This is a genomic window from Shinella sp. GW821-FHT11G07 (assembly GCF_058808115.1).
In genome coordinates, this window is sequence record NZ_JBXARJ010000001.1 from 469,385 (window position 1) to 481,472 (window position 12,088).

Genomic DNA, 12,088 nt, shown 5'->3' on the forward strand with positions numbered 1-12,088 from the left:
GGTCACTCCGTTTCGGTGGCCGGCGGCGGCTTGAGGGATGAGAGGACGGCGAGGTCTTTTTCTGAAGCGGTGGAATAGGCGCGCAGGAACACGCCGAGCCCGTTGCGGATGTAGCGTTCGATGGTCGCCCGGTCGGGCACGGCATCGGGAATGTGCAGCGCCTTGTTGCGTGGTGCCGAGAGGATCAGGCCCCAGAGGTCTTCTGCCGCGAGCTCGGCATCGTCAAAGACGAGCCGGCCGGCCCCGCGCTGCCGTTCGAGATAGGTGATCATGCCGGCGAGCACCCGGTCAGGACCCGACGCCTGATAGGCACGGCCGACATCGGGCAAGCGCTGCGCTTCGCCGATGATCAGCCGGGCGAGGTTCAGCATGTCCGGTCGCAGCACGACATCGGCATAATGCCACGAAAAGGCATAGAGCTCGGCCACCATGCCCGAGGCGGAGGGATACTCGAAGGATTCGAGCATGTGGTCCCGTTCCTGGGTCATCATGGCGGTGAAGAGCTCGTCTTTCGACGGAAAATACTGGTAGAGCGTCGGCTTGGTCAGCCCCGCCTCGGCCGCGATGTCGTCCATCGAGGCGCTGACGAAGCCCTTCTCCGAGAAGATCTTGAGCGCGGCGTCGAGGATGCGGCGTTCGCGAAGGATGCGGTTCTGCTGGCGTTTCGGTAGAGCGGTCATCGCGCGATCTCCGACAGGAATTCGCCGAGCACCCTGTTATAGGCGCCGGGACGCTCGACATTGCAGACATGCCCGGCGTCCTCGATGACCTCGAAACGCACACAGGCGCGCGGCGCCACTTCCGCGATCCGGTTGGCAACGCCGCGGATCTCCTCGGGGGCAGCAAGCCGGTCGAACCGACCCGTCATCATCAGCACCGGCATGGTGAGCTGGGAGAAATCGAAACGCTCCGGCGGGTGGGTGAAACAATGGAGCGCATCGCGATAGGTCGCGGCGGGAATGGCTGCCATGGAGGTGAACAGCGTCTGCCGCACCGCCTCGCCTGCATTCGGACCCGCCAGGACATCCACGACCGCAGGCGCAAAATCGGCCGGCGTCTTGCCTGCATCGAGCGGCACTTCCCGCGCCGTTCGGAACGCCTCGCGCTCCGCCACCTCGGCCTCAGACATGCCGGTGCATCCGCCGGACAGGACGAGGCCCGTCAGCATGTCCGGATGGCGCATGGCGAAGGACGTCGCGATCCAGGACCCGTAGGAGAGACCGCAGAGCACAAGGCGCGTCGCGCCAAGCGCCTCGGCGACACGCAGGATATCGTCGCAATACTCCTCCACCGTGCTTTGCGACGGGCCGAGCCGACTCTCGCCGTAGCCGCGCAGGTCAAGTGACGCAGCCCGCAGGGTCGGCGCCACCGCCTGGAGCTGGGCCAGCCAGTTAGTCCGCGCACCGCCGATGCCGTGCAGGAAAAGCACCAGCGGACCCGGCCTTTGCGGCGTGACCGTCAGCGCCAATTTCGGCGCACCAGCGATGAAGACGGTTTCGAGTGCTCCGTCTCGCTGCTCGACGGAGGGATTGTCATGATGGGCCGATGTCCTGGCGAGGTCGTCGAGAGCCGCTATACCCATCTCAAAGATCGCCTTTGTGCCGGCGGCGATGGCCGGAGCGCGGTCGGCGGAAGCGAAGAGCCGTGCCGACCACTCGATGCGGCTGCCCCCCGTTTCGTCGGCAAAGACCTGTAGTCGGGCATCGTAGCGCTCCGCGCCCGCAATGCCTTCAAGATGCGTGTAAGCGAGCGCCCGGTCGCTGTCGGAGCGGTAAGTGAGCTGCTCGCGGTACAGCGTGTTCTCGCCCTTCGCGGTGAAGGCGCGGATAAGCGCGCCGCGCGCATCACGCTCCGGGCGCATTTCCGCGATCGCCGGGTGCCAGATGCCGCAGAAATTGCCGACAACGGCCCAGACCTCGGCAGGTTCTGCCGCAACATGCCCGATGACGTGAACCTGCTCCGTCGCCATGTCTCAGCGAAGCCCCTTGAGCGTGCCGCCCGTACCCCGCCATAGCGAAGAGCGCGCACCGCCTTCGTCGCCGGGCGCCTTGTCGAGTTCGTTCGTGTCATAGAGCGTGAGGACGGAAAGGTAGTCCTCCATGATTTCGGATGTGTAGGGCAGCATTAGCGCCCCGCAGCGGCTGTCGCGATACATGCGCTCCAGCGGCAGGGTTTTCAGCATGGATTGGCCGCCGCAGGTCCGGATGGCGAGCGCTGCGATCTCCTGCACGCCTTCCATGACAGTGTACTGGGCGGCGTACATGCGCAGCACCTGCGCCTTTGTCGGAAACCCCTGGGCCTCCATGAAAGCCTGCCACCACAGTGCCCGCATTGCGGCGAGCTGGGTGTACATCTTGCCGACGGTGATGCGCTTCGTGCCGAACATGCGACGGTCAGCGGCCGGCTGGCCGGGCACCTCGCCGCGCAGATAGGCGACCGTGAAATCGAAGGCGCCCTGCGCCACACCCATATAGGTGGGCGATAGCGTTGCCATCATGTGCGGCCAGTGCGGCAGGGTCTTGATGAAGATGCCGCGCGGCATCATCAGGTCGTCCTCGGTGACGAAGACATCCTTGAGCACGAGGTCGCGGCTGTTGGTGCCGCGCATGCCGAGCGGATCCCAACTGCCGGTGACCGAGAGGCCCGGCGCGTCCTTGTGCACGACGAAGATCATCGTGTCCTCGTGGCGTGGCTCGATGCCCTCGAAATGCTCGGTGCAGACGATGGAATAGTAGTCGCAATAGCCGGCAAGCGAGGCAAACTTCTTGAAGCCATTGATGCGCCAGCCACCATCGACCTTGCGGCAGGCAGTCTGCGCCGGCTTGGAGGTCCAGTTCTGCCCGGCCTCGGAAATCGGCTGCGAATAGATACCCTGTTCCTTGACGGCACGGCGGAACTGGCGTTCGCGCAGCGGCGCGAAGGCGGCCCGGTCCTCGTCCGTCAGATTGGGCAGCTCATACATGAACCGCGACCACATCATGGAGGAGTTGTGCATGTTGAAGGTGAGCGCGGTGGCGCCGCAATATTTGCCGATTTCCGCGCCGACCATCGCATATTCGCCGAGGCTGAAGCCGTGGCCGCCGAACTCCTTGGGAACGGTCAGGGTGAGAAAGCCCTCGGCGGCCAGATCCTTGTAGTTCTCGACCGGAAAGGACGCTTCGTCGTCTATGCCCTTGGCGCGCGGCGCAAAGCGCTCGCGGCCGAGTTCGTTGATGCGGGCGAGAACCGCCAGCACGTCGGGCCGGATGCGGGAGAGGTCATAGTAGTCTGCAGGTTCGCTCATGATCAGTCCTTGTCAAATCCGGTCAGAGAACGAGGTCGCCCTGGAGACGGCCGTCCCTCACCACGGCAACGCCATCCAGCGTAATCGTGCACTTGCGCATCGGCAGGTCGAAATGCCCTTCGGTGAAACGGCCGGCATATTGGTTGGCGCCCGTCGACCAGAGGAAGTTGCCGGCCCAGGCGCGAAACTCGACGGCCTGCATGTCGCCCTTGTCGTAGAGCGCGCCGGACACCCAGCGGGCGGCCGGGTTCATGCCCCAGCCGACATGCGAGAACCCGTAGGCGAGCGGGTCCTCCCAGGCGTCCATGTAGTCGCGGAACAGTTCAGCATCCAACCCGTCGCCTTTGATTTCCTTGACGAAGTCGTTCTCGACGGTGAAGTCGATGCGGCTGGTCAAATAGCTCTTGAAGGTCAGGTTCATGTCGCCGACATCCATGACGATACGGCCATTGACGGTGCCCGGCCCCGGGAATGCGAGGCAAAGGCCGCCCGGCCAGTGCGCGACGGCTCCCGGCGTCGTGCCGAAGCCCGGCGTTCCGCCGCAGGGCGCATCCGTAAGGTCGATGAAGAGGTCCGTTCCGGCCGCCGAGGTGACGCGCATTTCCTTCGCTTCGCGCAGCATCTGGATGCCGAGCGCCACCTTGGGGCCGAGTTCGGCCTTGGGTTCGCAGCGCTCGAGGATTTCCGGATGCTCGTTGCAGATCACGAGGATGCGCGCACCGGCCGCTTCGATCTCCGGCCATTCGGCGGCATGGATCATGCCCTCCACCGTGCAGTCGACGATCACCTCGCACTGCTTCATGGCTTCGATCGCCGCACGGTTGCCCTGGATGGCGAGCGACGTGCCAGTGGATTTGACCGGCACTGGCGCCGTCTGCCGCGGCGTCGGCATGGTGATCATGCAATAGTCCGCGCCGAGATCGTGGCAGGCGAGATCCGCAAGCTGGACCAACACGGGCCGCGACTGCGTCTCCGCGACGATCGCCACGCGCGTTGCGCGGCCAATTCCATTGAGCACGAATACGCGCCGGAAGCAGGCAAGCCACTTCCCCTCAATGCGCTCCTGCAGCATTGACCTCTCCCAGATTTAAATCGCCCCTCAGCGATTTCTTTACTTATGAGTAAAGAAACTGTTTGAAGTCTAAAATTTTGTCAAGAGATAATTCTAGGCCCGGGAAACGGGCACTCCGCCTCAGTGTTTGAGGATCTGGCTGAGGAAGAGCTTGGTGCGTTCGTGCTGCGGATTGCTGAAGAAGTCTTCCGGCTTGCCCTGTTCGACGATCTGTCCTGCATTCATGAAAATCACCCGATCGGCGACCGCGCGGGCGAAAGCCATTTCATGGGTGACGCAGACCATCGTCATGCCATCCCGGGCAAGGCTCGTCATGGTCTCGAGCACCTCGGAGACCATTTCGGGATCGAGCGCCGATGTCGGCTCGTCGAACAGCATGACGGCCGGCTGCATGCAAAGCGAACGGGCGATTGCCACGCGCTGCTGCTGGCCGCCGGAAAGCTGCACCGGATATTTGTTCGCCTGCTCGGGAATGCGCACGCGCTCCAGGAATTGCAGCGCCGTCTTGCGGGCTTCGGCCTGGGAAACGCCCTTGATCCACATCGGCCCGACCATGCAGTTCATCAGCACCGTCATGTGCGGGAAGAGGTTGAAGTGCTGGAACACCATGCCGACGTTCTTTCGCACCGCGCCGACCTCTCGCATCTTGTCGTGCAGGGTGATGCCGTTGACGACGATGTCGCCCTGCTGGTGCGCCTCCAGCCGGTTGAAGCAGCGGATGAGCGTCGATTTTCCCGAACCCGACGGGCCGCAAATGACGATGCGCTCGCCCTTTTGCACGGTCAGGTTCACATCGGTCAGCACGCGGAAGGCGCCGTACCATTTGGAAACGTTGCGCACGTCGATAATCGTGTCGCTCATCGCACTTTGCTCCTCGCGTAGTGACGCTCGATGCGCGACTGGATGAGTTCGAGTCCAATCGATACGATCCAGTAGAGCATGGCGGCGGAAATCAGCATTTCCATGTGCTGGAAGCTCTTCTGGCCGAGCGTGCGTGCCAGGAACATCAGCTCCCAGACCCCGATGACCGAGACGAGCGAACTGTCCTTCAACATGGAGATGAATTGGTTGCCGGTCGGCGGAATGATGACGGGCAGCGCCTGCGGCAGGATGATCTTGCGCATGGTGACGCCGAAGCCGAAGCCGATGGAGCGCGAGGCCTCCCACTGGCCCCGATCGATGCTCTGGATGCCGGAGCGGAAGATTTCCGTCATGTAGGCGCCGTAGCAGAGCGAGAGCGCCAGGATGCCGGCGGGCACGGCATCGATGACGAAGCCGATCTGCGGTAGCCCGAGATAGATGAGATAGACCTGCATCAGGAGCGGCAGGCCGCGGAAGAACGACGTGTAGAAGCTGGCAATCGCATAGGCAAAGCCGTTGGTCGACAATTTTGCGACCGCGCCAAGGATGGCGATGGCCGACGCGATGACGATCGAGATCGCGGAGACATAGATCGTCGTGAAAAGTCCCTGTGTGATGAGGAAAGGCACCTTTTCGGCCATGAACGGCAGGCTGAGATTGAAGGTCGTGAAAAAGGCGAGGAAGAGCAGCAGCAGCTCGGACCAGACGACCGCGACCTGCACCTTCAGCGGCGCAAAGCCGATCAACACGATGTTAAGGCACAAGGTCACCGCGATGACGAAGGCGATGGCAAAGCGGCCGTACGCGCCGCTTTCGGCGGGATCGCCGATCACGGGTCGCATCAGGTCGCCAAGCGATGTTCCGGTCAGGTCGAACGCAAGAAAGACGGCGAAAACCACCACGAACAGACCGGCGACGAACCAGGGCTTGTGGACAAGAACGTCGGATTCGACGGTATCCGGATACAGCATCTCCGCTCCTTCAGGATTGGGCGCGATCCGGCAAGCCGGACCGCGCGCCGGTGGATGTTACTGGGTGACCGTGTAGTCGACGCCGTACCACTTGACGGACAGCTTGCTCAGCGTGCCATCCGCCTGCATGGTCTTGACGGCCTCGGCGATCTTTGTGCTCAACTCCGCGTCGCCGTGTTCGACGGCGACCGCCAGCGGCTCGAAGAACACCGGCTTGCCGAGCTGCTTGATCGGGTAACCAGCCTTTTCAGCATCGAGGATGCTCGGCAGCGACGAAACGACGGCGTCGAGACGCGTGCCATCACCGAGGCGCAGATCATCGAAGGCGGTCGTCGAGTTGGCGTAGGATTTCACCTCGCCGGGCTTGAACACGTAGCTGAAGGCCGGCGCGCCGGCGGCATCCAGCGTCAGGTCCTGGTTGGCATAAGCCTCGAAGGTCGAGGTCGCCGTCACGCCCACCCTCTTGCCTTCGAGATCCTCGATCTTTCCAGCCTTGCTGTCCTTGTGCACGGCGACAGCTGCGGGGGTGTAATAATAGACGGCCGGGAAATCGAAGAGTTCGGCGCGTGCCTTGGTCGGCGTCATTGACCCGATATGCATGTCCCAGCGACCCTGCCACTTGCCGGCGGTGATGATGTCCCAGCCCGGCGTCACGAATTCGACGGAAACACCGAGATGCTTGCCGATCTCCTTGGCGACATCGACGTCGAAGCCGTCCATCTCGTTCTTGTCGTTGACGAAGGATTGCGGTGCCCAGTTGGCGTCCGTCGCGACCTTCAGCGTCTTGGCGGCGAGCACGCGTTCCAGCACTTCGCCGGCCTTGGCGGGCACGGCGGCAAGCGAAAGAGCAATAGAGGCGGCGAGCGCCGCAACTGTCGAAATTTTCATCATGTGTTGTTCCCTCTGTCTATTGTTGCTTCGTGGACGGCGCGGCTTCCTCTTCCCGCCGTTGTGAATAATCTTGCGGCCTGTGGCCGATCCGGTCTTCCGGCGTTCCCAAGCAGCGCCTGCCGCCAATCTCCGCCCGAATGACGGAAATCAAGTCGGTCCTTCCCCGGCCATCTCGGCCCGCACGGCGCGTGCTACGCGAAAGGCCTCGACGCCGGCTGGCACGCCGCAATAGACCGCAATCTGCACGAGCGCCGCCTGGAGCTCCCTGTCCGTCAGGCCGTTGCGGATCGCGCCGCGGAAATGAAGGCCGAATTCATGCATGCGGTTGCTTGCCGCCAGCATGCCGAGGTTGAGGAGGCTGCGCTGCTTGAGGTCGAGGCCATCATCCGTCCAGGCCATGCCCCAGCAATATTCATTCAAGAGATCCTGCAGGGGCGCCGCGAAAGCATCCGCGCCTTTCGTGGCGCGGTCGACATAGTCGTCGCCGAGTACGCGTCGCCGCACGGCCTCGCCCTGCTTGCGGAGCGCTTCATCCATCGGCTGCCTCCGACTTTATCAGGAACGCGGCCATGGCATCAGCCACGACGGCCGGGGCTTCGATCAGGATGGAATGGCGCAGGCCGGGGAAGATCGCGAGCGTCGAACCAGGAATGCGCTCGTGCATGTATCGCGCCATGCGCGGATTGGAGCCCACATCGTCCTCGCCGGTTGCAATCAAGGTCGGGCAGCGGATCTGGTCAAGAAAACCGCCGAAATCCGTTTCGGCGAGCACCCGGTAGGCGGAAGTATAACAATCCGGGTCGTTATCCGCATCACGCGCCCGAAGCCAGGCGATGATGTCGGGGTGCGCGTCCTGGAAGCTTTCCGTCAGCCAGCGTGACAACGAGGCATTGTGGTGGTCTGCCGGCGTACCGGCCTGCAGGGCCGCGAGCCGCGCCAGAACGCGCTCGCGCTCCTCCGGCGTCCGGCCGGCGACCGTGGAGAGCAGCACAAGCCGCCGCAGCCGCGGAAGATGCGTCAGCGCGAGGCGCTGGGCGATCAGGCCGCCGAGCGAAAAACCGGCAAGGTTGAAGGTCGAGAAACCAGCCTTGTCGGCAAGCGCCAGCGTCTCGGCGACGACATCATCGATCTCGTAGCGTCCCTTGATGCGGCTCGACCGGCCGTGTCCCCTGAGATCGAAGGTGAGGATCGTGAAGCGGTCCTTCAACCGCTCCACCACGCCCGACCAGGCCTCCAGATAGGAACCGACCCCATGGATGCAGACGAGCGGTTCGCCGCCGTCGCCATCGAGGCGATAGTTGAGCGTAACCTCGCCGACCCTGTGCTCCAGCGCCTTCCCCATCGTCAACGCCCCGCAACGGCTCGTTTGCGCTCATTTTCGCGCGCGGCGAAGACGGGCATGACTTCCTTCACGAAAAGCTCGATCGTGCGCTTTTGCAGTTCGAACGGCAGGTTGAAGGTGAGGCCGAGGCAATATTGATCGACACCGGCCGCCTCGAAGACCATCAGCTTCTCGATCACCTCGTCCGGCGTGCCGAACATCATGTTCTTGCGGATGTTTTCCGGATTGTAGTTTTCCTTGCCCCGCACCGCTTCATACGGCACGGCCTCCGGAAAACCGTCCTGCACGGTCCCGACATTCTGCATGAGGTTCTCGAAAGCACGGCCATAATCCATGGAGTGCTGCACGGCCCTTTCCCAACCGTCCGGCCGATCGTAGACGCAGGTGCGCCGCTGCATCATGAAACGAGGACGCGGCACCTCCGGATGGTCCGCCACCGCGCGGTAGAATTTGTCGGAAAGAACCTGGATTTCCGCAGCCGGGGCGGAAAGCGGCGTCGAAAGGATGCTGGCGCCATTGGCGATTGCCCAGTCGAAGGTACCGGGATCGCGCGCGGCGACCCAGATGCGCGGATGTGGCTGCTGCAATGGCTTCGGCACAGCGGCGGTCACCGGGAACTTCCAGTAGTGTCCGTCATGGGCATAGTCGCCGGCCCACAGCTTCTTCACCGCCGGCACCAATTCCTTCAGATAGGCGACACCCTCCTGCTGCGGCATGCCGCCGGCCATCCGGTCGAATTCGTACTGGTAGGAGCCGCGCGCGATGCCAAATTCCAGGCGGCCGTTCGTCAGGTGGTCGCAGAGCGCGGCTTCGCCGGCGAGCCGGATCGGGTTCCAATAGGGCGCGACCAGCGTCGAAGTGCCGAGCCGGATATTGTCCGTGTGCTGCGCCAGCCAGACGAGCGTCTGGAACGGGTTCGGCGAGATCGTGCATTCGAGCGTGTGGTGCTCCGCCGTCCAGAGCATCTCGAAACCGCCCTCGTCTGCCATGCGGGCCAGCGTCAGGAGGTTGTTCTTCACCATGGCCATTGGCACATCCGGCGAGAAGCGTTCCATCGTGAGCGAGACTGCGAACTTCATGGTTCTGCCTTTCGATGCTGGTTATTTGAGGCGGATGACGAAGGGGTCCTGCATGGCGCCGGAATAGTCGATGATGACGTTCTTCAGCCGCGAGAACTCGTGCATGACCTCGAAGCCGCCGCGCCGGCCGTAACCGCTTTCCTTGAAGCCGCCATTGGCCGACATGAAGGAGGCGGAGCGGTAGGTGTTGATCCAGACCGTGCCCGCCTCGATGCGGTTGGCAAAACGCAGCGCCCGGTCGATATCCTTCGTCCAGATGCCGGAAGCGAGGCCGTAGCGCGTGTCGTTGGCCAGTTCGATCATCTCCGCCTCGTCATGGAAGGGCATGACGCCCACGACGGGGCCGAAGAGCTCGTCGCGCATGAAGGCCATGTCGTTTTGGGCATCGACCATGACCGTCGGCTCGAAATACCAGCCGCCCGGCGCAAGATCGGCCTTCTGCGGTCGCCCGCCGCCGACAGCGACTTTCGCACCTTCCTTCACCCCCGAGGCGACATAGGCCGCGACCTTCGACAGTTGGTCGGCAAGCGCCAGCGGGCCGACATCGGTATCCTCGACCGTTGGCAGGCCCACCCGGATGCGCTGCGTGCGGGCGACGAGTGCATCGATGAACCTGTCGTAGACGCTCGCCTCGACGAAGCAGCGCGAGCCGGCGACGCAGGTCTGGCCTGCCGCGGCAAAGACGCCGGAGACGACGCCATTGACCGCATGCTCGATATCGACGTCGCCGAAGACGACGTGGGGCGACTTGCCGCCAAGCTCCATGGAGCAGGGAACGAGGTTCTGTGCTGCGTTGCCGGCGATGCGCCGGCCCGTCGCCGTGCTGCCGGTGAAGACGTATTTCGCAACGCCCGGATGACGGGTCAGCGCTTCGCCGGCGCTCTGGCCAGTGCCTGTCACCACATTGACCACACCCGCCGGGAAGCCCGCTTCGTGGATCAGTTCGGCAAGCGCCAGCGTGGACGCCGTGGCGTGCTCGGACGGCTTGATGACGACGGTGTTGCCGATGGCAAGGCATGGCGCCAGCGTGCCGGTCAAAAGCATCAGTGGCGAGTTCCACGGCGTGATCATGCCAACGACGCCGAGCGGTTCGCGCAGGTTGATGTTCAGCGTGTCGAGCCGGTTGATCGGGATCGTATCGCCCTGCAGCTTGTCGGCCATGCCAGCGAAATAATGGTAGCTGTCCGGCATGGCGCGCATCTGGGCGCGCGTCTCTTTCAGGAGCTTGCCGTTGTCGCGCGTCTCGATCTCGGCGAGGGTATCGGCATTGGCGCGGACGAGTTCGGCGAGGCGCCGCAGCAGAGCACCGCGGTCGGTCTGCGTCATGCGCCGCCAATCGGGATTGCGGAAGGCTGCGCCTGCGGCGGCGACGGCGATCGCCACATCATCCGCATCGGCTTCGGCAAATTCGTACCAGGGCTCGCCCGTCGTCGGGTCATAGCTCTGGATATAATTGCCGCCCTTTGGCGCCACGAATTCACCGCCGATGAACAGCTGCTGGCGCGAACCTTCGATGGTGCTGACTGTCGTCTTCATGTCATTGTCCTTGGTCTTGGGAGGCCTGGAGCCAGGCGCGAGCCTGCCCGTCGATCATCGCGACACGGCCGCCGTCGTCGGAATCCATGTAGATGCCGAAACGGCCGGCCTGGCGCTCCTGCACGTAGCGCCGCAGCATGGAGCGCAGTTCGTGGGTGGCGATCGCGTCGTAAGGCAGGTCCTTGACGGGAAAGAAACGCAGGGTGTCGGGCAGGCTGATCTGCGCACTCTCCCCGGCCAATCGCGCCCGGTAGACGAGATATCCGGGATCGCTGTCGGCAACGTCGAAGACGGAATAGAGGAAGGTTTCCTCCGGCACGAGGCACAACGCATCGCCGCCATCGAGCACCAGTTCGCGGTCGGCCTTGCGGCGGCGCGCAGAGGGCAGAACCCACCCCCCTTTGCCGTCCGAGCACAGCAACAACCCGTCGCCAGCCTCGATGAGATAGCCGATGATCATGCCGTGCGAAGCAAGCCAGCCGGCCGGCAGCGGGTCCTTCACGCTGGCATAGCGCCCGCGGCAGAAGCCGAGCGGTGCGGTCGGGCTGGTGCCAAAGGCGCGCACCTGGCCGATCAGGATCGCATGATCGCCGGCATCGACGGAACTGGTGAGGCTGCAATCGAACCAGGTCAGGCTGTCCGTCAGCACGGGCGCGCCTGTATGCACCCGGTCGTGGTTGACCGATTGGAATTTGTCCGGCGACTTTGAGGCGAAGGTCGCCGAGACATCGACCTGGCCTTCATGCAGGATGTTGACTGCGAAACAGTCCGCCGCGGTGAAGGTGGCATAGCTGGACGCCGACTTGGCGACACAGACGAGCAGGAGCGGCGGATCTAGCGAGACGGAGGTGAAGGAATTGGCCGTCATGCCACGCGGCGTGCCGTCGGCCTCGCAGGTGGTGAGGACCGTAACGCCGGTGACGAAGGTACCGAAGGCGCGGCGAAGCGCGACGGGGTCGATCGGTGCGTCCTGTGCTGTCGCCTCATCCGCCATGCCCGCAATCTCTTTCCTCATTTCGTTGGGAGGACGCTACCCGGCGCGGGCGGCGGGTG

At 63.7% G+C, this 12,088-nt stretch carries 12 protein-coding genes; all 12 read right to left on the bottom strand.

Annotated elements, in window-relative coordinates; genetic code table 11:
* Positions 1-2: 2 nt before the first annotated feature.
* Positions 3-680: a TetR/AcrR family transcriptional regulator gene (locus tag AC1RT2_RS02090; protein WP_444797995.1), complete on the bottom strand. Its 678-nt coding sequence runs from the start codon at positions 678-680 to the stop codon at positions 3-5.
* A complete protein-coding gene (locus AC1RT2_RS02095) occupies positions 677-1,969 on the bottom strand; it encodes an alpha/beta fold hydrolase (RefSeq protein WP_493099031.1) in 1,293 nt (430 codons plus the stop codon). Before AC1RT2_RS02095 ends, AC1RT2_RS02090 begins: the two co-directional genes overlap by 4 nt.
* Before the next feature lie 3 nt (positions 1,970-1,972).
* Positions 1,973-3,283, bottom strand: a complete 1,311-nt coding sequence (locus AC1RT2_RS02100) for an acyl-CoA dehydrogenase family protein (RefSeq protein ID WP_493099033.1) — start codon at positions 3,281-3,283, stop codon at positions 1,973-1,975.
* 22 nt (positions 3,284-3,305) lie between these two features.
* Positions 3,306-4,355 (bottom strand): 2,5-dihydroxypyridine 5,6-dioxygenase NicX family protein, encoded by a 1,050-nt coding sequence (locus tag AC1RT2_RS02105; protein WP_493099035.1) that lies wholly within the window; start codon positions 4,353-4,355, stop codon positions 3,306-3,308.
* A gap of 120 nt (positions 4,356-4,475) precedes the next feature.
* Positions 4,476-5,216, bottom strand: coding sequence for an amino acid ABC transporter ATP-binding protein (locus tag AC1RT2_RS02110; protein WP_493099037.1), 741 nt, complete (start codon positions 5,214-5,216; stop codon positions 4,476-4,478).
* Positions 5,213-6,187 (bottom strand): amino acid ABC transporter permease, encoded by a 975-nt coding sequence (locus AC1RT2_RS02115; RefSeq protein WP_493099039.1) that lies wholly within the window; start codon positions 6,185-6,187, stop codon positions 5,213-5,215. The genes AC1RT2_RS02110 and AC1RT2_RS02115 overlap by 4 nt, the downstream gene beginning before the upstream one ends.
* A gap of 57 nt (positions 6,188-6,244) precedes the next feature.
* Positions 6,245-7,078 (bottom strand): transporter substrate-binding domain-containing protein, encoded by an 834-nt coding sequence (locus AC1RT2_RS02120; RefSeq protein WP_493099041.1) that lies wholly within the window; start codon positions 7,076-7,078, stop codon positions 6,245-6,247.
* A gap of 147 nt (positions 7,079-7,225) precedes the next feature.
* Positions 7,226-7,615 carry a carboxymuconolactone decarboxylase family protein gene (locus AC1RT2_RS02125; RefSeq protein WP_493099043.1) on the bottom strand — a complete coding sequence of 130 codons (390 nt, stop codon included), beginning with the start codon at positions 7,613-7,615 and terminating at the stop codon, positions 7,226-7,228.
* The gene (locus AC1RT2_RS02130; protein ID WP_493099045.1) at positions 7,608-8,420 is read right to left on the bottom strand and encodes an alpha/beta fold hydrolase; all 813 of its coding nucleotides are present in this window, start codon (positions 8,418-8,420) and stop codon (positions 7,608-7,610) included. The genes AC1RT2_RS02125 and AC1RT2_RS02130 overlap by 8 nt, the downstream gene beginning before the upstream one ends.
* Positions 8,421-8,422: 2 nt before the next feature.
* Positions 8,423-9,499 (bottom strand): LLM class flavin-dependent oxidoreductase, encoded by a 1,077-nt coding sequence (locus tag AC1RT2_RS02135; RefSeq protein ID WP_493099047.1) that lies wholly within the window; start codon positions 9,497-9,499, stop codon positions 8,423-8,425.
* Positions 9,500-9,520: 21 nt separating this feature from the next.
* Positions 9,521-11,035 (bottom strand): aldehyde dehydrogenase, encoded by a 1,515-nt coding sequence (locus AC1RT2_RS02140; protein ID WP_493099049.1) that lies wholly within the window; start codon positions 11,033-11,035, stop codon positions 9,521-9,523.
* Position 11,036: 1 nt separating this feature from the next.
* Entirely contained in the window at positions 11,037-12,029 is a 993-nt protein-coding gene (locus AC1RT2_RS02145; protein WP_493099051.1) for a flavin reductase, read from the bottom strand.
* Positions 12,030-12,088: the final 59 nt, after the last annotated feature.